Below are 21,692 nucleotides of genomic sequence, written 5' to 3'. Positions count from 1 at the left end.
TGCCGAAGTCTCTTGGGCGTGTTGGATATCCGTGGGGTGGGTTTGGGGCGTCGGGTTGAATTTGGTGTCGGGGGTTGGGTGTGGGGGTTTTAGGCTGGCCGTGAGGCGTGGTGGTTGTGTAGTGGTGCAGGTGAGTGAGCTGTGCGAGATGAGGGGCTGCCCCCGGCCGGGTTTCGGTAACGGTGCGAGCTTTCTGCGGCGGTCGCCGCCGCAGTTTCGGAAAAGCGCGGGCTGCCATGGGCGTTGGTGGCCGAGCGTGGGGCTGGTTGCGGGAAAGGCTCGGATGCACAAGGTTTGGATGGGTTTGGTGGTTGTCGCTGTCGAGGCCGTGGTGCTGGCGTTGCTGGTTGGTGCGCATGTGCTGCAGTGGTTAGGTAACGGGCTGGTTGGCCAATAGTTAATGGCCGCACAACCCGGATGGGGTCTCGGCGCAGGCGCGTATTTCGGGCGGGCGGCCTGACGCTGATGCGCGGTTAGCGCAGTGCGCTATCGGCACAGTGAAGTGGTGGGGCGTCGGGGCTTAGTCAAGGCCCGCGGCGTGGATGCGCCGCCGGATCTCGGCGAGATTGACGGTTTCGTCGGTGAGCATCGCCCAGGTCTGCCAGTCATCGAGGGCCTTCTCGATGTCCGCGCATTGCACGTGGGGTCGGCTGATCGTGACGATGTCCGCATAGTCGGTGCGCAGAGGGTCGGCGATCATTGCGATGAGTTGGCCGGTGGCTTCGACGGTGTTCGCCGAATCGGCCGGCATCCAGTCGCATCGGAACCGCAATTGCAGGGGACGACCGTCGCGGTCGTCAATGAAGTCGTAGGCCAGCCCGTAGTCGATGTCCATGTGAGGTTCTCTTTTCGATGAAGTATGCCAGCGTCGGTGTGGCCGGTGGGTCATGAGTTTTCGAGAGGCTTGACGTGGCGGTTTCGATGGGAGGTGGGGGCCGCTCGCAGTTAATGGCCAGAAGTTCGTGGACCTTGTGGCGGCTATGCCCGCGCCCGTAAACATCCGGCGGATGGAGGCCCCGGCCGGCTCCACGGGGGGCGGAACCGGCCGGGTTGGTGGTGCTGGCGCTAGGCCGCGTGGAAGTCGGGGCTGGTCGGGTCGGCGCTGTGGAGGTCGCCGTCGGGGAATACCGCGGTGGCGGTGCGGTGCACGCGGGTGAGCAGCTCGAGGGTGGACAGCAATCCGATTTGGTCGCGGATCTGCCAGGTGATCGGGCCGGTGTAGAGGTCGATCCAGTGGATGCGCGCTGTTTTGAGCTTGTTCAGCGAGGTTTGGGCGGCGACCGCGTATTCGGGGCGGCGGGTCCATTCGATCGACAGTGCTACTCGGGCTGATGGTTCGGTGAGATCGGCGCGAGGGGCGGGGATTTCGCGGGGCACTCGGGCGATGTGTCCGCGGGCTGCGGCGAATGCTTCGAGTAGTCCTTGGGCGGCGTGGCAGGTGTAGATGACCAATAGAATTCCGCTGAAGGTCAGCGAGATCCGGGCGTCGCTGGTGCGGGCGTGGTAGACGGAGATGTCGGCGTGCTGCTGGCCGCGGATCAGTGCGACGCTGTGGGTGATCATGGCTGCCGGGGTGACGTGGGTTGCGCGTGCGGACGTGCTCATTGTTGTTCTCCGTTCGGTCAAGGTGATTGGTGCGCCGGTTGGCGCTGGGGGCGGGGGGACCGGCGGGGTGGCGGGGTCAACCCCGAAGAGTCCGCGTCGGCGGAGGAGGAATTTTCGGCCGCGCGCGAGCGCAGCGAGCTTGCTTGAGAGGCCGGAAACGGCCTCGGTTCCGACGCGGGCGTCGGCACTCGGCGCGCGCTAACGGCTAAAGAAGTTGGGGAGCTACGGATTTGGTTGGCCGCCGGGCGGCGGCCATGGCGCGCGCCGGCGCGCGCGCTCAGTCTTGTGCGACAGTGGCCGACGGCAGATGCGGGCGACGGCCGCTCATGCCTGATCCGGCTCGGGCGTGGCGGCGGCTTCGGCGCGTTGCCACAGCTCGGCGAGGTCGTCGCGGATGATGCTGAATTGCTCGGTTAGATCGGCACGTTCGGCGCCGCACTGGGCCAGTTGCTGCATCCGCATGCCGTAATTGCTGAAGGCGCGCCGGTATGCGGTGTCGAGGACCTCGCCGGCGTAGGCATGGGCGTTGGTGGGTGTGATGACTTCGGTGTAGGCCTCGGCAAGGTAGATCGCAAGCTGGTGGTGTCGCCATGCCCGGTTTTTGGTCGCGTATTTTTCTGTGCTGAGGGCACTTTCGGTCGAGTCGTCTGCCGGTGATTGGTGTTCGGCGGTACGCAGCACGATGACCGGGTCGGGGTTGCGGCCCTGGATGGCAAGCGCGCTGATGATTTCGTAGGCCCAGCGGGTCATGGGTCGCCGGATGGCGGTGGCGGGGACAAGCTCGACGATGGGCTGGGCTTCGACCGCGCTGAGGTGCATCAGCGCGCCGACGAGTTGGTGCTCGGGATCCCACTGTGTGATGACGGTCTGGGCGCGCAGGTCACCGATGCCGTCGGCGGCGTCGGTGTTGCCCCTGCTGGGCGATTCGTCTGCCGAACGCATGGTTTCGGTGTCGGCGATGACTTGTAGGGCCGGTGGTCGTGGTGCTGCGCTCATGGTGCGGTGGCTCTCCGCTGGAGCGGGGCTGGCGGGGTGTTGGGCGGGATGACTCGCGTTGCAGCAGTGGCCAGCGGGTAGCCGGCGCCGGGGTCATCCTCGGCGCCGTGCTCCTGCAGGGCTCGGTGGTCGTCCAGCCAGCGGTGTGCCTCCGCGGCGGCGTTGTCGAGGGATTTGGTTGGCACGCCCGGGTCGGGGATAAATTCTTCGATGATGGCGTGTCCGGCGCTGCGCGGCCGCCGGTCTATCAGCTGGCCGTACTCGCCGAGGTCTCGCAACTGGAGGAGCTCATAGATGCTGTGCGGCTGGCTGGTTCGGATGAGTCGCAGGTAGTAGTCGCGGTCGATGATGTAACGCATCAATGCTGCGTGGGCGTGTGCGCGATCGGGGTGGTCGCTGGTGGTGATGCCGGCTTCGGTGTCGACGATGAGTTGGTACACGGTGGTTTTCCGTTCGTGATCGGACAGCGGTGTTCAGGCGGCGCCGGTCAGAGCGCGGATGCGGTCTGGTCTGAATCCGGCCCACTGCTCGGCGCCCGCGACGACGACGGGAATCTGCAGGTAGCCCAGGCTCAGCAGGTAATCGCGCGCGTCGGCGTTTTCGCTGATGTCGACGGCGCTGTAGGTGATTCCTTCGCGGTCTAGCGCGTGGAAGGTCGCCTTGCATTGCATTTCCCTGTCAACTCTGTGGCTGTTGCGCTCGGAGTCAGACGGTGGCACCGTGCCGTCGCTCGGTTCGTTGCGATCAGCGCGAAAATCTCTGCGACATGCGGGTGCGTCCATTAGTGCTTCTCTTTGTCGATGACCATGTGGACGACGGCATAGGCAGCTCGACCAAAGCGGACGCTGTCGTCGAGGAAGGATGCGACGTCGCGGCCGTCGCGACCCTCGATGAGCTCGATGTCGTGCAGGTGGTTGCTGCGCAGATGTTCAAGGGTGGCCGCAGCGCGCTGCATGGCGCTGATGCCGGCGGCGAGGTCCGCGAGAAGTTCCGACCGAGCCTGGCCGAGCAGTTCGGCCAGGTAGTCGTCGATATAGGCGTTGATGGTCATGTGATGTTCCTTTTGCTGCAGAACCCGTATGTTGGTTCAGGCGACCGTTATCGCATCAATTGTTGATCTTGCGATAACGAAGAACTGAAATGGTAGTTCCTTGTATTGATTTTATATCGAGCGCCAGGTGCTAGCAAGTTCTTTTTACTCGCATTCGTCATCTTATCGCCATTTTCCTTAAGCGCATTATGTGTTGACGCTGTGGTATTAATGAAATTGGTAAAGGCATGTGTATAAAATCATGGTAACGGCGTCGGCGAAGGCTGAAAGCGCGGGCCCTCGAAGTATTCCGTACCGCGCTTCCCGCCGGCCGGTCACCAGACTTCGCTCATGCATTTTTAGGGTGTTATTCGCGATCTACGCACGTCTCTCCAGGTCGAATTCCCGCGGCACCCAGGATCCTCATCTGGGCCGCGCCAGTGCCGCCGGCAGGTCACTGACCTGCCCCGACGCCTGCAGGAGGGCGTGCAGAGGCTCGCGGGTCAAGGGTGGCCGGAGACATCGCGAAGGCCACTCGCAGCGCCCTTGACGCGCGAGTGGCGCGCCCGTAGGCGGCGCGGCCCAGATCCACTCCGATCGGCGACGGGACCTCAAGAGAGCGCATGAGGCGGACCCCGAAGAAACGTCACCAAGACTTACAGCCGCGTCGGGCGCGGAAGCCAAACGCGATGGTCAGACGGGAAAGCCTTTCGCCGAGCTGCCAAACCGTCCTCGGATTGATGCCGCGTCCTTCTTCGAGGAGGATGCGGTTACGAACCGAGTTGCCGAAATAAGTCAACCGCCCATGCCAGCCTTCAAACACCAAGTTATCCCGGTTGCATGTCAGTCCATAGCGGCGGAGCTGCGTTGGCGGATAACCAAAATCAAGGGGATTGCAGCCAGTTGAGCGACAAGGGCAAATACCACGACGATGCCGAGCGAGACGCTAAAGAGCGCGCCGATGGCTGTGCTGCCGGCGAACCAGGCGATGCCGTAGATGCCGGTGAAGAGGCCGTAGGCGGAGGCGCGCCGGGTGGGCGATACCATCGGCGCTACGGCGGCCGGGACGATCGATTCGTGAACCCCCATGCCCAGTCCCCACAAACAGCTGCCGATCAAGGCTGGCCAGAATCCGCCGAAAGAAGACCAGCGGCGCGTACGCCGCGGCGATCACTGTTAGCGGTACCAGCAGTCCGATTCCGAATCGGTCGAACAGTCGTCCGAACACCAGAGAACCAGTGCCGGACACCGCCATTGCGGCCGCGTAAAAGATCGGCGTGTAGGTGGCCGAGACGGTTCCCGCTGTCTGGAAGTGGAAGGCCATGATCGGGAAGTCGGCGAAGCCGGCGGCCACCAATGCGGCGGCGACGAGGTAGGTCCAAAACACTCGGGGCAGCCCCTGCACTTGCATCTGTGTGGTTATCGGTTCGAGGTCCTGCGGACGTGGGTAAAGCAGCCGGGCCAACGCCAGCAGGGACAGCATGATCACCGCCGGAACGGCAAGTGCGGCAAAGGCAATCCGGTAGTTGTCGTGGGTACTGGCCACGACGAACGAGACGAGCAAGGGGCCGACCATGGCGCCGAACTGGTCGAGCGCCTCGTGGACGCCGACGCCCCAGCCGTAGCCCGTCTCTTTGGCGGCGTGGGACAGCATCGCGTCCCGGGGCGGGTTGCGGATGGCTTTACCGATCCGTTCTGCGACTACCAGGATGGCGGCGACTTGCCAACTTCCGGCCAGGGCCAGCAGTGGCACCACCGACATCTGAAGGATGTAGCCGCCGATCGTGATTGGCCAATAGAGTCCGGTGCGGTCTGCGCCGCGTCCCGAGAACAGGCGCAATCCGTAGCCGAGCAGTTCGCCGAATCCGGTGATCACCGCGATGGCCAGTGCGCCGGCGCCAAGCAAGCCCAAGAACTGGCCGACGATGCTGCGGGATGCTTCGTAGGTGAAGTCGGCGAAGAAACTCATTACGCCGACCATCAACACGAATTTCATTGCAGGCGAGACGCGCCGGCGGTCCTCTGGGCGCAGGGTCATGGCGCTCTAGTAGTTGTGGTGGGCGATTGTTGGCCCGCCGTTGCCGTTACCGTCGGCGGCTGTCAGCAGCGCGGGCACCATTTCGCTGGTCACCAGTCCCTGCTCCGAGGTGAGCTCGTCCACCACGTCGAAGGATGCGGCGATGTTGGCCGGGGTGTCGACGATGATCGTGACGACCGGGACATGACGGCTGAGCGAGAGCAGCTTGTCGCCGTGCGGCTCGTGATCACCGTGGAATCCCCAGATTCCGCGTAATACCGTTGCACCACTGGATGACTTATGCTGCCGAAGCCGCTGAACCAACGCGCGGTGGATCGGCATGCCGTCGTGGCGTGCCGATTCCGATGTGTAGACCATCAGTTTCTGCCACAGCGCCAGACCGTGTTCGTCGGTGCCCGGCAGCGCGTGCGGGCGTTCCAGCAGTTCTCCGTCGCGCTTGCAGACGCGCACTCGTTCCACGGTGATCAACGGGCGCCGCAGCAGACCGCCGAGTTCGGGAAGTACCCGGCCGATGTGCTCACCGCTTCCGACGGCGATGATCATGACCGGGACGTCGGCGTTGCCGCCGAAGAAGCGTGCACGTTGGCGGCTCCCATGAAAGGTGCCGTCCACGCCGAGAAACACCGAGGCGCCGGCGAGCTTTCGCCGGTACATCAGCTCACACAGCGCGATATATGCGGGGACACCGTAGACGCGTTCCTTGCGGCCGACGTAGATCGTCAGCTTCGTCGCTTCGTGCAGTTCGTCGGATAACTCGATCGGCCCGATGTCGTCGTACAGCAGACGGGCGCGCTCCATGGTCAGCAGACCGCATCGCTCGATCGCCAGCAAGGAGTCAAGCATTTCTTCAACCCGTGCTTTGGTATCCACGGCGATCACCGCGATGGGCGGATTCTCGGACAGGGTCAGCGACTGATCGCTCCTGAGGTGACGCCCGGTACCGAAGCCGGTGATGCCACGCAGCACGATGCTCGACGCGATCTGGCGCTGGCCGTACGGGTCGAGGATTGCGTCGGCCAGGAAGCGACGCCCACTGCGCTGGCGCTCGTCGAAGTACGCGGTGAGCTTGAGACAATCCTCATCCATGGACGCCTCCTTTTCGTTGCGATTCAAGGGCTTTCAGCTGAAATGCTGTGCCCAAAGGTCACCCGGTGCGATACCCTGATGGGAGCGTCCGTGGCTGCTCGGCCACGACGGAAGGAACTCAGATGGCCGTACGGTTTTCGTCGATATCGGCGATAGAGATCCTCGACTCGCGTGGCCGTCCCACTGTGTCGGTAACCGCCACATTGCCCGATGGAACCCAGGTGCGTTCGGGAGTACCTGCCGGCGCCTCGACCGGCACGCGGGAGGCCATCGAGCTGCGCGACGGCGACGACCAGCGCTACGCCGGGCAGGGTGTGCGACGGGCGGTCGAAAACGTCAACGGTCCCATCGCGGACGCCCTGATCGATCGCTCGTTCGCTTCCCTCGAGGAGCTGGATCAAGCTCTGCGGGAACTGGACGGCACTGTCGACAAATCGCGATTGGGTGCCAACGCGATCGTCGGCGTGTCGATGGCTGCGGCGCGGGCGTTCGCGCGAGAGTCCGGACAACCGTTGTGGCAGTGGCTGACTCCTGCCGGCGTGGTTCCTCGGCTGCCGGTGCCACACTTCAACGTCGTCAATGGCGGCGCACATGCGCTGAACAAACTCGACTTCCAGGAGTTCATGATCGCTCCCGTCGGCGCGCCGTCGCTGCCCGAAGCGATCCGGGCCGGGGCCGAAGTGTATCGACGGCTGCGATCCGCATTGGCCGATCGTCGGTTGGCGACCGGGCTTGGGGATGAGGGCGGCTTCGCACCGGAAATCGATTCCCCGGAAGAGGTTCTGGCGCTTCTGACCGAGGCCATCGACGACGCCGGATACACGGCCGGGCATAGCGGCGTCGCCATCGCGCTGGACCCCGCCGCCAGCGAATTCCACCGCGACGGCCGCTACTGGCTGTGCGCTGAATCGCTTAGCAGCGACGAGCTGATCGAGCGCTACATCAGCATTGTCGAAAAATATCCGGTGTGGAGCATCGAAGACGGGATGGGGGAACACGACACGGCGGGCTGGCGGAAGCTGACTGGCGCGCTCGGTGATCGCGTGCAGCTGGTTGGCGACGACAACTTCGTCACCAACTCCGAGCTGATCAGCTCCGCGGTGAGCGCGGGTATCGCCAACGCCGCCCTGATCAAGGTGAACCAAATCGGGACGGTTTCGGAAACCCTTGCCGCCTTGGCGGTTTGCCGAGCCTCGGGGTACGGCGCGATGATTTCGCACCGCTCCGGCGAGACGTCCGATTCGTTCATCGCCGACCTGGCAGTCGGTTCGGGGTGCGGTCAGCTCAAGTCGGGTGCCCCTGCCCGGGGCGAGCGGGTAGCCAAATACAACCGGCTGCTCGAAATAGCCGCCGATGCTGATTTGGCGTTCGGATTGCCCCGCCATTGACATCCCAGAGTTAGTGATCACGAGGTAGCGATCACCACCGCTAGCACGGCCAGCACCGCGATCAGCATGTAGGCCATGTATGCATCGAGCCGACCCGACTGCAGCCGCTTGGCAATTCGCGATACATAGAGCGTGCCGACGGTCAGCGGCCGATAGAAGTACCGCTCGACAAGGTCGACGACGTCGACACGGTAAGTCAGGCCTCGGGTCGGCTCATCCGTGGATGTGACCAATCCAGAAGTCGTCAACAGCATGGTGCTCAGCACATTGCGGACCGGGTTGGCGTAGGCAAACGAGGTGTAGCCCACTCCCCGGTCGACCCCAGGCGATGCGGACGACCACGGCACCACCCGGCGTGTCCGAAAAGGGTTACGTCCGGCGAACAACGCCGCAAAGCCGGCAATCACGACTGCCATTGCGGGCAACACGATCCAGAGCCACGTGGGGGACAGCGCGGAGAAGTCGGCGTAGACCGGCTGCAGCACCCACGGCTTGGCGTTGGCGCCCGACGCCTGATCGCCCACGATCGGCGTCAAGCCGCGTCCGATGAGCCGCACCTGCAGCGGCGCGAAGGCCGCGGCGCCCAGGCAGCCGGCCACCAAGGCGGCTATGCCGAGTCGGTACGGCCATTCACGATCCACCCGCGCACCATCCGGATCCATCGGCGGCTCACCCATTCGCTCCGGACCGAACGCCGTCAACGCGACCACCCGCACGAACGTCACGGCTGCGATACCGATCGTCAAGGCGACCAAGGCACCGCTCACTGCGGTAGAAAGCTGCATGGCAAGGCTCGATACCCGGAACTGCTGCATCAGCGACTCCAGCGTGAACCACTCCGACGCAAAGCCAGCGGTCAACGGCACGCCAGCCAATGTCAGCGACCCGATCACCAAACCCGTCCCGGCCCAGGGCAGGCGACGAACGACGGCCCCCAGCCGGTCGAGGTCGGTGGTGCCAGTCGCCTGCTCGATCGCAGAAGCCGAGACGAACAACGCTGCCTTGCCCAAGGCATGCGTCATCACCTGGGCGGTGCCGGCCACCAGTCCGGCCGCGATCAATTTCGGCTCGGCCGCAGCAGCGCCAACCAGCGCCACGCCGAACCCGGCGATGATCACGCCCGCATTTTCCACACTCGACCACGAGATCAACGCGGCCAGATCGGGATTGACCGCAGCATGGGCGATGCCCAGGATGGCGGTCACCCCCCCAACGATCAGGACCGTGCATACTAGCCACACCGGCGGCGCACCAAGGACGTCCAGCGTGCGCCACATCCCGTAGAAGCCGACGTTGACCGCGACTCCGGCCATCACCGCGCGTGCCGGCCCGGGAGCTGCGGCATAGCCGCGAGGCACCCAGATATGCGCGGGAACGATGCCGACTTTGATGCCGAAGCCCAGCAACAGGAACGCATAGGCGGCCTGACCGACAGCGCTGCGTGAATCCACCATCTCTGGGCTGAACACGAAGGTGTGCGTCCGCCCCACCAGCAGCAGTGCGCCCAGCAGTATCGCTGCGCCGCTGGCCTTGCCGAAAACGACTGTGATAACCGACCCGGCAACTCGGCCTGGTAGATCGCGGTCGTAGCCGGCCATCAGGTAGAACGCGACGGTCAGTGTCTCCCAACCGAAGAGCAGTACGAAGAAGTTGTCCGCGGTGACGATGACCGCGACGGCCGCCAACCCGATGGCGGCGGCGGCCGGCAGGCGGGGACGGGGCCGGTTCGCCGGTGCCGCCGCCGCCATCAGGACCGGGACGGCAACTCCGAACGAAATGACCAGGAACAGGCCCGACAACCGGTCGATGGTCAGGTTGGCCGGCCCCAGACCGGCCAGGCCGCCGAGTTCGAGTCGCTCGGACCGACCGGCTAAGCCCAACGCTCCGCCGATTGTGAACAGCACGGCCGCCGTCAAATTCACGACGGACGCCATCGTCTCCAGCCCTACCTGTGCGCCCCTGCGACGGTCAAGCCCTGCGCACCAGCTGAGGACGACTGCCGCGGCAGTCAACACCAGCCCGACGGCGATCACCGCGTGCCCCCTGTGATTCCCGCGGGCACGCGATCCAGCGCCAGCAGAATGCCGTGCAGCACGCTGAACGGCGAGGCCGGCGCGCCCGGCACCCACACATCAACCGGAACATGTTCGGATATCCCGGTACCGCCGATATATCCGCCGCCGAGGATGCCTCCGCTGATGGCGTCGGTGCCAACGGCGATCACGACGGTCGGCTCCGGCATCGCCTCGAGCGTGCGGCGCAGCGGCTCGACCATCCCGGCAACGCCGATACCGGTTGCCAGCAAAATGTCCGCGTGACGGGGGCTGGCGGTAAAGAAGATGCCCAACCGGTGCACGTCGTAGACCGGATTGGTCAGCGCCTGGATCTCCCACTCGTCGCTGCCGTTTGATCCGGTGTCGACATGACGAATGTGCACCGAACGGCGCAGCCGCCGCACCCGCCGGGCCAAGCTGGCTCGCAGCTGCGCCAACGCCTCGTCGGTTTCTTCGACATCACCAACCACCAATGCCCGGCATGCCAGGTCTGCTGTGCCACACCCCGATTCCCATGCGAACCAATCTGGGGCCAGGCGAACGCACCGCCCGCACAGAATGCAGCGCCCGCGATCCAGCTGTGGCCTCGGCTCCACCGAAATAGCATCGGTGGGACAGGCAGCGGCCGCGTCGGCAACCGAATCCGGCACGGCAGAGCCGGAATCGAGCACCCGGACTGACGCGGCGAATCCGTCGAAGTACTCGTCTGCACCCTTCGGCCACGCAGTCGTGACAACTCCGTTGCGCAGCCCTCTGAACGCCCACGCCATCTACATCGCCACCCCGGCGTAGCACAGCCCGAAACTCGCCTCGATGAACGGGAAGTCGGTGAACACGTCGCCCTGGAAGACGTCGTGAAAAAGCAACATGTTGTGCAGAGAGGCGGAGCGCGCAAAGCAACGCACGATCGCCCCGTCGCGGACCTCCAGCCCGTACAGCACCTCGCCCTGCGGCGCCTCCGCCCAGCCCAATGCAAAGCCGTCGACGTCGGGTATCGGCATTGCGAGTGCGGTATCGGACATGGTTGCAAGCCGGTCGCAGGCACGGGCGATCAGCTCGGCCGAGATGTCGATTTCGGTCCACCGCACCCGTAGTCGCGCCAAGGCGTCACCACCGTCCTGCACTACAGCGCCGTCGACGGCCGGCAGTTGGACGTAGCCGTCGTAGGCGCGGCGACGAGCATCATCGTCGTATCCGGAGCCGCGGCCGACCGGTCCGAGTGCGCCATGCGACGCGGCCAGTGCGGGGTCGAGATGTCCGGTTCCTCGCAGCCGGTCGAGGAACGACGCGTCGACCATGAGTGCGTCGCGGTCGCCACGGATGCGTCGCAGGATCACCGCGACTTGTTCGGAAATGCCCGCGGGCGGGAGTCGCGGCTCGGCGTTGACACCGCCGGGGCAGACCACCGAGCGGCCGAATCTGTTGCCGCACAGCGCCGACACCAATCGCAACACCAACTCCTTGTGCCACCCGAATCGAGCGATGGGGACGGCCAACCCGGCGGCGTCGCAGAGCCGCATGACCACGTCGAGGTGGTTCGCGATGCGTTCCAGCTCGGCGTGGATCACCCGCACCATCTGCGCGCGCGGCGGTGGGCTGACACCTGCGAGCGTTTCGACAGCGTGGGCGAAAGCGAGCGCGTGCGCGATCGAGGCGATGCCCTCCACCCGTTCGGCAACCAGGATTCCGTCGGCTACTGGCAATGTCTCGAACCGCTTGGCGATTCCGCGATGCTTGTAATGCGGCCGGATGTTCAGATGCGGAATGTCCTCGCCCGGTGTTTCGATCAGGAATTCGATCGATTCGAACACGCCGGAGCGCACCGGTCCGAGTGGCAACGTGAAGACGCCGCCACCCCTGACGTCGACGGGCCCATGTTGCTCCGCGGCGCGAGAATGGATGTGGCGTTCCAGTGCGGCCTGCTCCGAGTTGCCCGGCCGCGGCGACGGCTGCCCTGGCTCGCGAGGCAGCAGCAGCGGATCCAGCCGTGAGTGGCCCAGGGGTATCACACCGGACAGATCGTGTAGTGCGCGTTCGTACCAAAATGCCGCCGGCACTTCGGGCGTCAGCGACGGATACGACAGCGAGCCGTTGGTTTGCGGCGACAGGCCGGCCCGCAGACAGCTGACCGAATCGCCGCCGACGAGTAGCGCGTGCAGTTGTGCCGCGTCGCCACGATGGGTGCTGTATAGCCCCGCGAATCGCTCACCCGCTGTGACACGGTCGCGGATCTGCATGCGCCACTGATTCAGATCCAGGTCGGTGACGGTGATCGTAACCGCGATGCTCATCGCGTACCCACCATCAACTCGGCCGCACCGTGGTGGAGCAGATCGACCAAATCCGACGGCGGTGCCACCCCCAACACCACGAGAACCAGCACTCCTACCGCGACCGGTGCCACCATCCAGCGGCTCGGCTCGCCGGCACTCAATGTAGACCCGTCCGCGCTCGGCGCTTCTGGCTCCGGTCGAAACAATATCCGCGTCGTCGCCCACGTCAGCCCCAGAAACGCGAGGTTGACCAGGATGACGAGCGCCGCGGTGGCCACGTTGCGGCCGTGGGTGAAGCCGCCGGCAACAATTTGAAACTCACTGCGGAACAAGGCGAACGGCGGCATCGCCGACAAAGCGAAAACGGCGACCAAAAACATCGGACCCGACCACGGAAGCAGCCCGATGCCCTGTGCCATCCGGGCGAGTTCCTTGGTCCCGAACTTGCGCACCAGCACACCGGCCCCCATGAACGCGTTGGCCTTGGCGGCGGCGTGCGCGAGAACATGCAAGAGCACACCCGAAAACGCAATCGACGCGCCGAAGCTGACACCGATCGCAATGATGCCCATATGCTCGACGCTCGAATAAGCGAGCAGCCGCTTGATATCACGCTGCTCGAGTAGGTACAGCGCCGCCAGCAGCAACGACAGCACACCAAAGACCAACAGCACGATCTGCGGAAACCGCGGCCCGAGGGCCGCGACGGTGATCTGGTAATAGCGCAGGATCGCGTAGAAGCTCACCGCCAGCAGTGACCCCGACAGCAGCGCCGACACCGGTGTCGGCGCCTCGGCATGCGCATCCGGCAGCCACGTGTGCACCGGAAACAGTCCCACCTTGGTGCCGAAACCCACCACCGCCAAGACGAACGCCAAACGTACCGGCGTCTGGGACAATTGGTTGCCGGCGGTGATCAATGGGTCGAACGCCAGATCATAGGACTGGCCGAGAACCTGCGCGCCCGAGTAGTACATGAAAATTGTGGCCAGCAGCGCGATGCCGAGCCCGGACGACGCGATCAGCACATACTTCCACGCGGCCTCGGTTGCGCCTTCGGTGTTGTCCAGCGCCACCAACAGCGCCGAGACGACGGTGGTGATTTCCACGGCAATCCACAGCAGGGCCAGACCGTTGACCAGCGGTGCGCAGATCATCGACCAGGCAAAGGCGTTGACCCCCAAATAGAACTGGGTGCTATAGCGGGCGAACAGCGCCTGCTCCTCGGCGGTGTCGGATCGAACAGCACGCGCTTCGTCGCCGAGGTATCCGATGGAATACACCCCGACGACCGCATAGACGAAGCAGGTGCCCAGCAGGAACACGACAGAAAGTGCATCGGCGCGCAGGTACCGCAGCGCCGTGAGGGTGTGGTTGAGACTGGCCGGCACCAGTATCGCTGCCAGCACGAGGGCGATGATCCCCGTAACTGCGGTGGCAGCCGCGGCAACTCCGTGTGGCGCAACGGTACACACCAGCATGGTGAGCAACGGCAGGACAATGAGCAGCACCATCACCGCGGACATCGGCTACCCCCGGAGCCGATCGAGCGATGCCGTGGACAGCGACCGCGTCCGCCGATGGTGGGTGCGCATCAGCACCCCGAATACCACGACGGCCACCAGCAGGTCGAACAAGAACGCGACCTCGAGGATGAGCGGCATTCCCGCTGCTACGACCATGCTCGCCAGGGACGCGCCGTTTTCCAGCGAGAAGAAGCCGATGGCTTGACTGACCACGTCGCGCCGAACGATCATCAGCACGAAGGCCACCAGCACTACCGCCACCGACAAGCTGAGCGCGGTGGTGGGCAGCATTTCGGAATGGATACCGAGAACACCAACGGCGAAAAACCCGAACGCACCGATGCCGATCGAGATCAGCACTTCGGTTGCCACACCGAGCACTCCGCTGCCGGCGATCTCTTCAGGGGCTTCCCGAAGCAGCCCGAACACCAGCAGCGGGACGGCGATCACTTTGAGCAAGAACGACAACACGGCAAGCGCGTACAGCTCGGGAACATGATGGTGGAAGGCGACGACGCCGGCCAGCACGCTGACCGCGAATGACTGCCCTGCGTACAGCCGGACCTGGCCGCGCAGCATCGCTTGCCGCAACATCCCGAACTCCAGCAGCAGCACGATCAGCGCCACGGTGTTGGCGGTTCCGTCGTAGACCGTGGGAACGAACTGGTTGCCCGCCAACGCCATCAGCCGCCTCCCAGGTAGAGCGTGAACACCGCCAAGACTGCCAACAGCAATGCGGCCGAGACGAATTCGGTGATCTTGTAGAGCCGCAGCTTGGCATAGCTGTTGTTCAGCACCGCAATTGCAGCACCGAGCAGCGCGGCTTTCCCCAAGATCGCGGGGATGGCCAATCCAACCTCGATCGGCGATGCACCCGCCGCCATTCCCCAGGGCGCTACGAAGACGTTGAGCAGGATGACGTACAGCACCAGTTGTTTGGCCGCCGAGCCCCAGTGCAACAGCGCCAAATCGGGTCCTGAGTATTCGAAGGTGCGGCCTGTTTCGATCATCCCGAATTCGATGGTGCCGGTGTGGGTTTCGATGGGGATGCGCCCGGTTTCGTAGATGATCACCATGAACAGCGCTGCGGAGGCGAGCAGGTGTGCGGGACGGACGATTTGGTCTGGCCCGCTGCGGACGGTGGCTCCGATGACATAGGGCAAATCGGTTGTGCTGATCATCGCCGCGGTGAAGAAGACCAGCAGCATGACCGGCTCGGTGATCGCGGCAAAGGTCTTGGCCCGGCTGGACGCCAATTGGGCGTAGGAGTCACCGGTTTCGGCCGCACCGACGGCGACCAGGAAGCTGGCGAATGCCAGGATCAGTCCTCCACCGAGTACGTCGGCCATGTATCCCAATGGCAGCGCGTAGGTGGTGAGCACCGGGATCAACAGTGGAACGGTGAGATAGCAGGCGAAGGACACCACTGGTGCCAGCCGGAAAATCGGGCCGGCGCCGTTTGGTGTGAGCGACTCCTTGCCGAAGAGCTTGGCCAGGTCGAAATAGGGCTGCAGGATGCGCGGCCCGCGCCGGCCCTGCAGGCGGGCCTCGAACCACGCGATGAACCCGCTGACACCTGGGGCGCCACCCGCGACGGTGGCCACCTGCAAACCTTGAATCAACGGTAGCGGCAGTGCTGTCATGAATCACCGGGCTCCGGGCGCCACATATTGCCGAGGTAGCGGGCGTAGCCACCACGACGAAGGTCCGGAAGGAATCCGGCGATGGGCGGGTGCAGCGTAATCGTTTTCAACTCGTCCCAACTCACCCACGCCGGCCGCCGGCCCGCCTCTCCGGCGACCTGCGAGGCTGCGTCGAACTCCTCGGCGACGAACACCAGCTCGACGATGCGACGGTCCCTGAGGCGGTCGTTGACTTCCAGCACAAGGCCACACCTATTGGGGAAGACGTCAAGCCCGGTCTCTTCACGGGTCTCTCGCCGCGCGCACGACACCATGCCTTCGTGTGGGTGTGGGCGTCCGCCGGGCAGTACCCAATCGCCGCGGTCGGGAGGCTCTATCAACAGCACCGCGTCGCCACGGACGACGGCTACCGCACAACGTAATTCGACTAGTGAGTCCTCGGCCGACGTCATGGTGCCGGCGCGCCCGGACAGGGAAGTGCATAGATCACCTGCGACTCCATTCGTTCGCAGGCGCCATCAGCCATGTGACGGTTTGGAAGACGACTTCCCGGCGGGCACCATCGCCGCCACTAGTTAACCAACGCAAATTCGGCTTGGTCAAGCAGAACACGCACGTTGGTCGATGGCCTAAGGTGGATGGTGGCGATGGATCTCCGCCGGGGTGCCGGAGCGCCCGAACCGCCGAACAGGCTAATGGTTCCTGCACAGGTGCAGTGAGGAGATCACCGTGGCTTTGGTCGTCGGATACGACCGTCACCCGGCCGGCCGGGCCGCCCTGGTATTTGCCGGCGAACTAGCAGGTGCGTTGAATGTGCCGTTGCATGTCGTCCACGTCGTCAACGGACGAGGTGCAGACTTCGACGCAGAGCGTCAGCGGGTGGCGGATGCTCTCGGCGCGGCGGACTTGCAGTGGACATACCACCAGATTCGCGGCGACCCGGCCGAAGTGCTTGTGCAGGTCGCCGACGAGCATTCGGCGTCGATGCTCGTGGTGGGCCGGCCGCAACACGGCCCCGAGGCCGCCCTGGGGCATGTGGTGACCGGCTCTGTCGCGCGAAATGTGTTGCGGCACAGCCGCCGCCCTGTCGTGGTGGTTCCCGAATACGGCGGTCCGACGTGACGACGGGCGCGACGCGGGTCTACCTCGCCCGACATGGCCGTACTGCGCTTAACGCCGAGGGGCGACTGCGTGGGTTGAGCGACCCACCGTTGGACGAAGTGGGCATCGCCGAAGTAGCACGACTCGCCGAGGTTCTCGCCGGCAAACGCCCGACCGTGGTGGTCTCCAGTCCGTTGCAGCGAGCGGTGGCGACCGCCGAGGCGATCGGCCGCGCTGCGGGTGTCCCGGTCACCATCGACGCACGGCTCAACGACCGCGACTACGGGCCGATGACCGGGCTTCGTCGCGACGCCGTCGAATGCCAATACGGCAGCGTCGATTCCGCGCCCGGTGTCGAGCCGCTGACTGCATTGGCCGATCGCGCGCGACGGGCGTTTTTCGAGCTGGTGGCCGAACACGGACCGGGACCCGTTGTGATGGTGTCTCATGACGCGTTCAACCGCGCGCTGCTGTCACAACTGGACCCAACCTTGGACCATGTCCCGCAACGAACCGCATGCTGGAATCAGCTCAGCCTCGTCGGCGGCCGCTGGCGCGTCGACGCCTACGATTGCACGCCTGATTAGTGGGCCCGGAAGTAAGCCATCAGCACGTCTTCGGCGTGGTGGTATTGAACCGAGTCGACCCATAGCCGGTTGATCATCCGCTTCGCGGTGCGCGACCCGCGGCCACCGGGCGTCGCGACATACCCGCCGATGTCCGCCTCCGCGAGCAGTGCGAGCACTGGCTCGACATCACCGGGCTGCAGATCGGCGAGCTCGGCCCATGCGCTGGCCCACGCCCCGTTGTCGGTGCCCCCGGGTGGCAGCGAAAACATGATGTCGAATTGCGCCGGGTCCGGAATGGGTCGCAGCGGCGAACTCATGATGGCTCCTGCGGTGCTCTATTAGACATGCGCCTTATTCATTCCCGGTAGATGTCTAGGGACTGTCGGCGACATCGCGGTTGCGGCGAGCCCCACCGCCGTCTCCAATTATCCGCTACAAATCGATCCCGACAAACTGATTGCCAGCCGCGCCGGCCGAAGTGTAACCTCGGCTCCAGGCGATGAAGCTCGCCTTAACCGCCGCACCGGCTGATGGCTTCTACCCGTGACTGAGTCAGGGTGAAGGCAGGTGCCGATGGCGGCGAACCCGAATCACAGCGTATTCTCGCTCCCCCACGCAATTTCCGATACCGACGCGTGTGCAGGCCAGGAGCGCAACGTATTCCGGCTGTCGATTAACCGACGCGCGCCGAAGCACTCCCGAATGCGCCGAACGCCGCTGCTGCGACGGCATTCTCGTTGACTAACGAAGCGAAGACGATCGGAATCATCAACCGAAGGGGAGGTCGCCTAACTTCAGAATTATCCAGCGTTTATCGCGCTCGTAGAGAGATGTCGTAGAGAAAGGGAAATCCATGTCATTCGTAACAGCGCAGCCGGAAGCTCTGACGGCAGCAGCAGGCAGCTTGGCCGGGATCGGTTCAGCAATGAGCGCCGAAAACGGTGCCGCGGCCGCTCCCACGACCGGAGTGGTACCTGCGGCCGCCGACGAGGTGTCGGCGTTGACGGCGGCGCAGTTCGCCGCCCAGGGGCACCTCTATCAAGCGGTCAGCGCCCAGGCCGCCGCCATTCACGAGATGTTCGTCAGCACCCTCGGAACCAGTGCCGGCTCGTACGCCGCCACCGAGGCCGCCAACGCCATTGCGACCGGCTGAGACGGAGGGTATGTGCTGGATTTCGGAGTTCTACCGCCGGAGATCAACTCGGCCAGAATGTATTCCGGTCCCGGATCGGGTCCGATGATGGCAGCTGCGGCGGCCTGGCACGCGCTTGCTGCCCAGCTATCGGCGAGCGCGGCGGCATACGGATCCGTTGTGTCCGAGTTGACCGGCACGGGGTGGTCTGGACCGGCGTCATTGGCGATGGCCGCGGCTGCCGCGCCGTATGTGGCGTGGTTGCACAACGCCGCTGCGCAAGCCGAGCAGACCGGTGCCCAGGCTATGGCGGCGGCGGCGGCCTATGAACTCGCGTTCGCGATGACGGTTCCGCCGCCGGTGATTGCCGCCAACCGCAGTCTGTTGATGACTTTGGTCGCAACGAATTTCTTCGGGCAGAACGCGCCGGCGATTGCGGCAACCGAGGCGCACTACGCCGAGATGTGGCTTCAAGACGCGGCCGCCATGTACGGATATGCCGGATCATCAGCTGCTGCAAGTCAATTGCCTCCATTCACACCGCCACAGCCCACCACCGATCCGGCCGGGCTGGCCGCACAATCGGGCGCGGTAGCTCACGCAGTGGGCAATGCTGCCGGGACCCAGTCGACGACAGTGCCACAGCTGCTGTCCACGATGGCCGCCCCACTGCAAGCGCCCGCCCCGCTGCAAGCGCCCGCCCCGCTGCAAGCGCCCGCCCCGCCGACGGGCATTTCCCCGCTGTTCTTAGTGGGCACGGCGGAGCGCATCCCGAATGTCATCAACACCGCGCTCTCGTTCACCAACGCCGCTACCTCGGCGCGCGGTATTTCCATCCTCAACGCGCGCCTTGCATTCCAAGAAGCTCAGGACGCGGAAAAGTCTGCAGCTGCCCGCCTCGTCTCGAGCAGCCCAGTCCGGTTGGGTGGGGCAGCGGTGCCCGCAGTGTCGGCGGGTATGGGCCGCGCCACCATGGTCGGGTCTTTGTCGGCACCGCCTACCTGGGCGACGGCAGCACCGGAGATCCGAACTGTCGCACTGACATTGCCCGAATCCGGCATCACTGCCGCGCCGGCTGCAACCACCGGTATGCCGCCTGTCCCGGGGAGTACGTTCAGCCAATCGATGTTGGGCATGCTCTCTCCTCACGGATTCGACGGTCCTCGCGAAAAGAGCAAACCCGTCATTGTGCGCTCACCGGCCGCCGGCTAACCAACTTCAGACCGCCAATTGAGAAAGGGTCTTCAGACATGGACTTCGGAGCACTTCCCCCGGAAATCAATTCCGCCAGAATATATTCCGGTCCCGGCTCAGGCTTGATGCTGGCCGCCGCCGCCGCATGGAGCCAGCTCGCTCATGAACTCAACTCATCAGCCGCCGCCTACGGTTCGGTGATCAGCGGCCTTACCACTTCGGGATGGCAGGGCCCGTCTTCGACGATGATGGCCAGTGCGATCGCTCCCTACGTGACATGGATGCGCAGCACTGCCGCTCAGGCCGAGCAGACATCCCTGCAAGCGCAGAATGCAGCAAGTGCATACCAGTCGGCGTTCGCGATGACGGTGCCGCCGCCGCTGATAGCGGCCAACCGCACCCAACTGATGTCGCTGATCTCCGGTAATTTCTTCGGCCAGAACAGTCCGGCGATCGCTGCCACCGAAGCGGAGTACGACCGGATGTGGGCTCAGGATGCCGGCGCGATGTACGGGTATGCCGCTTCGTCGGCGACCGCGTCGAAGCTGGCACCGTTCGCGGACCCGCCGCGCACCACCGACCCGGCCGGGGTGGCCGCGCAAACGGCTGCGGCTGCGCAGGCCGCGAGCAGCCCGTCGCAGACTGCAACCTCGCAGTTGCTCGCTCAACTACCCATGGCGATGCAGCAACTGGCCGCGCCGGCGCAGGCCCCCGCGCCACCCGCCCTACCGACGCCGACAGACCTGCTGCTGCAGATCCCCTCCATCACGAGCGCGACAGCGTCGGTCTCGAGTTCGTCGTTCTCGGGAGCATCTATCGCGACAACGAACCGTGCCATAGCCATCAACGCAATGCGTGACGAAGCTCAGGGAATCGGACCGTTCTTGGCGGGATCGACCGGGCCATCAGCGCCGGCTGTCCCCGTGAATGCGGGCGGCTCGATGGTGTCAGCGGGGATGGGCCGCGCCAGTCTGGTCGGTACGCTCTCGGTTCCGCAAACCTGGGCGGCGACTGCCACGCTGCCTACTAGCTCTGCGAGCGCATTACCGGTCGCCAGTACCGCAGCCGCTCCGGCGGTTTCGACAACGATGTCACCCGGCATGTTCGGGGAAGCCCTACTCGGCACATTGGCCGGACGGGGGGTCAGCAACGTTGCCGCGAAACTGCGCACCAACAGCGTGGTGCCACGCTCGCCAGCGGCTGGATGACAGAAAGGGGGGCAGCCGTTCACACCATCTCGCAACGACCAAGTTCCAATGACCGCTAGTAAAAGGAGATTTCATGCCTACCCGGTTTATGACCGACCCGCACGCCATGCGGGACATGGCGGGCCGTTTTGACGTGCACGCCCAAACCGTCGAAGACGAAGCCCGCAAAATGTGGGCCTCCAGCCAAAACATCGCCGGAGCCGGCTGGAGCGGAACCGCCCAGGCCACCTCCTACGACACCATGGGCCAAATGAACACCGCATTCCGCAACATCGTCAACATGCTCCACGGTGTGCGCGACGGACTGATCCGCGACGCGGGCAACTACGAGGCCCAAGAACAAACGTCCCAGCAGATCCTGTCCAGCTAGAGGCGATCGCAAGCGCGGCGCAGCCGGGCGCGGCGGGTCGCCGACCAGACAACGAGGAGAAACCACCATGACCATCAACTACCAATTCGGCGACGTCGACGCCCACGGCGCACTGATCCGCGCCCAGGCCGCCTCGTTGGAAGCCGAACACCAGGCCATCATCCGCGATGTCCTTGCCGCCGGCGACTTTTGGGGCGGCGCCGGCTCCACGGCCTGCCAGGAGTTCATCACCCAGTTGGGCCGCAACTTCCAGGTCATCTACGAACAGGCCAATGCCCACGGCCAAAAAGTCCAAACCGCCGGCTCCAACATGGCGTCCACCGACTCCGCCGTCGGCTCCAGCTGGGCCTAACGCGCCAGCGGTATTGGCAAGCCAGGTCGGTTGCGGCGTACCATAGAGCAAGGCGATGAAGCTCGCCTTGACCGCCGCACCGGCTGATGGCTTCTACCACGTGAACGAACCGCGGGTTGGAAGCAGG

24 protein-coding genes and 4 riboswitches are annotated in these 21,692 nt (G+C 64.8%); of the genes, 8 read left to right on the top strand and 16 right to left on the bottom strand.

Features of this window, described 5'->3' with window-relative positions; translation table 11 throughout:
- Window positions 1-520: 520 nt before the first annotated feature.
- The 8 genes from G6N47_RS27605 to G6N47_RS27570 all read right to left on the bottom strand — a co-directional run bounded on the left by G6N47_RS27605 (window position 521) and on the right by G6N47_RS27570 (window position 6,755).
- Window positions 521-835, bottom strand: coding sequence for a hypothetical protein (locus G6N47_RS27605; protein ID WP_083133712.1), 315 nt, complete (start codon window positions 833-835; stop codon window positions 521-523).
- Window positions 836-1,065: 230 nt separating this feature from the next.
- Window positions 1,066-1,605, bottom strand: a complete 540-nt coding sequence (locus G6N47_RS27600; protein WP_083133788.1) for a hypothetical protein — start codon at window positions 1,603-1,605, stop codon at window positions 1,066-1,068.
- A 324-nt stretch (window positions 1,606-1,929) separates the two neighbouring features.
- Window positions 1,930-2,601, bottom strand: a complete 672-nt coding sequence (locus G6N47_RS27595) for a hypothetical protein (protein WP_139799776.1) — start codon at window positions 2,599-2,601, stop codon at window positions 1,930-1,932.
- A complete protein-coding gene (locus tag G6N47_RS27590; protein ID WP_083134747.1) occupies window positions 2,598-3,041 on the bottom strand; it encodes a hypothetical protein in 444 nt (147 codons plus the stop codon). The genes G6N47_RS27595 and G6N47_RS27590 overlap by 4 nt, the downstream gene beginning before the upstream one ends.
- Before the next feature lie 33 nt (window positions 3,042-3,074).
- Window positions 3,075-3,272, bottom strand: a complete 198-nt coding sequence (locus G6N47_RS27585) for a glutaredoxin domain-containing protein (RefSeq protein WP_083134748.1) — start codon at window positions 3,270-3,272, stop codon at window positions 3,075-3,077.
- Between the two features lie 110 nt (window positions 3,273-3,382).
- Entirely contained in the window at window positions 3,383-3,652 is a 270-nt protein-coding gene (locus G6N47_RS27580) for a hypothetical protein (RefSeq protein ID WP_083134749.1), read from the bottom strand.
- A 925-nt stretch (window positions 3,653-4,577) separates the two neighbouring features.
- Window positions 4,578-5,669: an MFS transporter gene (locus tag G6N47_RS27575; protein WP_211281518.1), complete on the bottom strand. Its 1,092-nt coding sequence runs from the start codon at window positions 5,667-5,669 to the stop codon at window positions 4,578-4,580.
- Between the two features lie 6 nt (window positions 5,670-5,675).
- On the bottom strand, window positions 5,676-6,755 hold the full coding sequence (locus tag G6N47_RS27570) for a DUF190 domain-containing protein (protein WP_083134750.1): 1,080 nt from the start codon (window positions 6,753-6,755) through the stop codon (window positions 5,676-5,678).
- 122 nt (window positions 6,756-6,877) lie between these two features.
- On the opposite strand from G6N47_RS27570, the gene eno reads away from it, so the two are divergent.
- Entirely contained in the window at window positions 6,878-8,143 is a 1,266-nt protein-coding gene (gene eno / locus G6N47_RS27565) for a phosphopyruvate hydratase (RefSeq protein ID WP_083134751.1), read from the top strand.
- A gap of 17 nt (window positions 8,144-8,160) precedes the next feature.
- Here the strand turns inward: eno and G6N47_RS27560 are convergent, their stop codons facing one another.
- From G6N47_RS27560 to G6N47_RS27530, 7 genes are all read right to left on the bottom strand, one after another.
- Entirely contained in the window at window positions 8,161-10,065 is a 1,905-nt protein-coding gene (locus G6N47_RS27560) for a proton-conducting transporter transmembrane domain-containing protein (protein WP_232080446.1), read from the bottom strand.
- Between the two features lie 107 nt (window positions 10,066-10,172).
- Window positions 10,173-10,967: an NADH-quinone oxidoreductase subunit B family protein gene (locus tag G6N47_RS27555; protein ID WP_083134753.1), complete on the bottom strand. Its 795-nt coding sequence runs from the start codon at window positions 10,965-10,967 to the stop codon at window positions 10,173-10,175.
- Window positions 10,968-12,488, bottom strand: coding sequence for a hydrogenase large subunit (locus tag G6N47_RS27550; protein ID WP_083134754.1), 1,521 nt, complete (start codon window positions 12,486-12,488; stop codon window positions 10,968-10,970).
- Window positions 12,485-13,996, bottom strand: coding sequence for a proton-conducting transporter transmembrane domain-containing protein (locus G6N47_RS27545; RefSeq protein WP_083134755.1), 1,512 nt, complete (start codon window positions 13,994-13,996; stop codon window positions 12,485-12,487). The genes G6N47_RS27550 and G6N47_RS27545 overlap by 4 nt, the downstream gene beginning before the upstream one ends.
- A 3-nt stretch (window positions 13,997-13,999) precedes the next feature.
- A complete protein-coding gene (locus G6N47_RS27540; RefSeq protein WP_083134756.1) occupies window positions 14,000-14,680 on the bottom strand; it encodes a hydrogenase in 681 nt (226 codons plus the stop codon).
- Window positions 14,680-15,639, bottom strand: a complete 960-nt coding sequence (locus G6N47_RS27535) for a respiratory chain complex I subunit 1 family protein (protein WP_083134757.1) — start codon at window positions 15,637-15,639, stop codon at window positions 14,680-14,682. The genes G6N47_RS27540 and G6N47_RS27535 overlap by 1 nt, the downstream gene beginning before the upstream one ends.
- The gene (locus G6N47_RS27530; RefSeq protein WP_083134758.1) at window positions 15,636-16,091 is read right to left on the bottom strand and encodes an NUDIX hydrolase; all 456 of its coding nucleotides are present in this window, start codon (window positions 16,089-16,091) and stop codon (window positions 15,636-15,638) included. Before G6N47_RS27530 ends, G6N47_RS27535 begins: the two co-directional genes overlap by 4 nt.
- Window positions 16,092-16,141: 50 nt before the next feature.
- Window positions 16,142-16,215, bottom strand: a riboswitch (Fluoride riboswitch).
- A 58-nt stretch (window positions 16,216-16,273) separates the two neighbouring features.
- Window positions 16,274-16,351: riboswitch (Fluoride riboswitch) on the top strand.
- Window positions 16,352-16,368: 17 nt separating this feature from the next.
- On the opposite strand from G6N47_RS27530, the gene G6N47_RS27525 reads away from it, so the two are divergent.
- Together G6N47_RS27525 and G6N47_RS27520 are read left to right on the top strand one after the other, a co-directional pair.
- The gene (locus G6N47_RS27525; protein WP_083134759.1) at window positions 16,369-16,761 is read left to right on the top strand and encodes a universal stress protein; all 393 of its coding nucleotides are present in this window, start codon (window positions 16,369-16,371) and stop codon (window positions 16,759-16,761) included.
- Entirely contained in the window at window positions 16,758-17,327 is a 570-nt protein-coding gene (locus G6N47_RS27520; protein WP_083134760.1) for a histidine phosphatase family protein, read from the top strand. Before G6N47_RS27525 ends, G6N47_RS27520 begins: the two co-directional genes overlap by 4 nt.
- Here G6N47_RS27520 and G6N47_RS27515 read toward each other — a convergent pair.
- Window positions 17,324-17,626: a hypothetical protein gene (locus G6N47_RS27515; RefSeq protein ID WP_083134761.1), complete on the bottom strand. Its 303-nt coding sequence runs from the start codon at window positions 17,624-17,626 to the stop codon at window positions 17,324-17,326. The genes G6N47_RS27520 and G6N47_RS27515 overlap by 4 nt on opposite strands.
- A 169-nt stretch (window positions 17,627-17,795) precedes the next feature.
- Window positions 17,796-17,856, top strand: a riboswitch (Fluoride riboswitch).
- Between the two features lie 306 nt (window positions 17,857-18,162).
- Here G6N47_RS27515 and G6N47_RS27510 point away from each other — a divergent pair.
- The 5 genes from G6N47_RS27510 (at window position 18,163) to G6N47_RS27485 (ending at window position 21,565) form a co-directional block, all read left to right on the top strand.
- A complete protein-coding gene (locus tag G6N47_RS27510; protein WP_083134762.1) occupies window positions 18,163-18,462 on the top strand; it encodes a PE family protein in 300 nt (99 codons plus the stop codon).
- Window positions 18,463-18,474: 12 nt separating this feature from the next.
- On the top strand, window positions 18,475-19,653 hold the full coding sequence (locus tag G6N47_RS30120) for a PPE family protein (protein WP_179966480.1): 1,179 nt from the start codon (window positions 18,475-18,477) through the stop codon (window positions 19,651-19,653).
- Window positions 19,654-19,691: 38 nt separating this feature from the next.
- On the top strand, window positions 19,692-20,843 hold the full coding sequence (locus G6N47_RS27495) for a PPE family protein (protein ID WP_232080445.1): 1,152 nt from the start codon (window positions 19,692-19,694) through the stop codon (window positions 20,841-20,843).
- A gap of 73 nt (window positions 20,844-20,916) precedes the next feature.
- Window positions 20,917-21,213, top strand: coding sequence for a WXG100 family type VII secretion target (locus G6N47_RS27490; RefSeq protein ID WP_083134036.1), 297 nt, complete (start codon window positions 20,917-20,919; stop codon window positions 21,211-21,213).
- A gap of 67 nt (window positions 21,214-21,280) precedes the next feature.
- Window positions 21,281-21,565, top strand: coding sequence for a WXG100 family type VII secretion target (locus tag G6N47_RS27485; protein WP_045384667.1), 285 nt, complete (start codon window positions 21,281-21,283; stop codon window positions 21,563-21,565).
- 42 nt (window positions 21,566-21,607) lie between these two features.
- Window positions 21,608-21,668: riboswitch (Fluoride riboswitch) on the top strand.
- Window positions 21,669-21,692 lie beyond the last annotated feature (24 nt).

Source organism: Mycobacterium branderi (genome assembly GCF_010728725.1).
Lineage (GTDB): Bacteria > Actinomycetota > Actinomycetes > Mycobacteriales > Mycobacteriaceae > Mycobacterium > Mycobacterium branderi.
This window is presented reverse-complemented; position numbering and strand designations above follow the sequence as displayed.

What these genes read in the sequence shown, in the direction of transcription:
- G6N47_RS27605 (WP_083133712.1), bottom strand. Translation starts at nt 835, where the DNA reads ATGGACATCGACTACGGGCTGGCCTACGACTTCATTGACGACCGCGAC.
- G6N47_RS27600 (WP_083133788.1), bottom strand. Translation starts at nt 1,605, where the DNA reads ATGAGCACGTCCGCACGCGCAACCCACGTCACCCCGGCAGCCATGATC.
- G6N47_RS27595 (WP_139799776.1), bottom strand. Translation starts at nt 2,601, where the DNA reads ATGAGCGCAGCACCACGACCACCGGCCCTACAAGTCATCGCCGACACC.
- G6N47_RS27585 (WP_083134748.1), bottom strand. Translation starts at nt 3,272, where the DNA reads ATGCAATGCAAGGCGACCTTCCACGCGCTAGACCGCGAAGGAATCACC.
- G6N47_RS27580 (WP_083134749.1), bottom strand. Translation starts at nt 3,652, where the DNA reads ATGACCATCAACGCCTATATCGACGACTACCTGGCCGAACTGCTCGGC.
- G6N47_RS27575 (WP_211281518.1), bottom strand. Translation starts at nt 5,669, where the DNA reads ATGACCCTGCGCCCAGAGGACCGCCGGCGCGTCTCGCCTGCAATGAAA.
- G6N47_RS27570 (WP_083134750.1), bottom strand. Translation starts at nt 6,755, where the DNA reads ATGGATGAGGATTGTCTCAAGCTCACCGCGTACTTCGACGAGCGCCAG.
- eno (WP_083134751.1), top strand. Translation starts at nt 6,878, where the DNA reads ATGGCCGTACGGTTTTCGTCGATATCGGCGATAGAGATCCTCGACTCG.
- G6N47_RS27555 (WP_083134753.1), bottom strand. Translation starts at nt 10,967, where the DNA reads ATGGCGTGGGCGTTCAGAGGGCTGCGCAACGGAGTTGTCACGACTGCG.
- G6N47_RS27550 (WP_083134754.1), bottom strand. Translation starts at nt 12,488, where the DNA reads ATGAGCATCGCGGTTACGATCACCGTCACCGACCTGGATCTGAATCAG.
- G6N47_RS27545 (WP_083134755.1), bottom strand. Translation starts at nt 13,996, where the DNA reads ATGTCCGCGGTGATGGTGCTGCTCATTGTCCTGCCGTTGCTCACCATG.
- G6N47_RS27540 (WP_083134756.1), bottom strand. Translation starts at nt 14,680, where the DNA reads ATGGCGTTGGCGGGCAACCAGTTCGTTCCCACGGTCTACGACGGAACC.
- G6N47_RS27535 (WP_083134757.1), bottom strand. Translation starts at nt 15,639, where the DNA reads ATGACAGCACTGCCGCTACCGTTGATTCAAGGTTTGCAGGTGGCCACC.
- G6N47_RS27530 (WP_083134758.1), bottom strand. Translation starts at nt 16,091, where the DNA reads ATGACGTCGGCCGAGGACTCACTAGTCGAATTACGTTGTGCGGTAGCC.
- G6N47_RS27515 (WP_083134761.1), bottom strand. Translation starts at nt 17,626, where the DNA reads ATGAGTTCGCCGCTGCGACCCATTCCGGACCCGGCGCAATTCGACATC.
- G6N47_RS27510 (WP_083134762.1), top strand. Translation starts at nt 18,163, where the DNA reads ATGTCATTCGTAACAGCGCAGCCGGAAGCTCTGACGGCAGCAGCAGGC.
- G6N47_RS27495 (WP_232080445.1), top strand. Translation starts at nt 19,692, where the DNA reads ATGGACTTCGGAGCACTTCCCCCGGAAATCAATTCCGCCAGAATATAT.
- G6N47_RS27490 (WP_083134036.1), top strand. Translation starts at nt 20,917, where the DNA reads ATGCCTACCCGGTTTATGACCGACCCGCACGCCATGCGGGACATGGCG.
- G6N47_RS27485 (WP_045384667.1), top strand. Translation starts at nt 21,281, where the DNA reads ATGACCATCAACTACCAATTCGGCGACGTCGACGCCCACGGCGCACTG.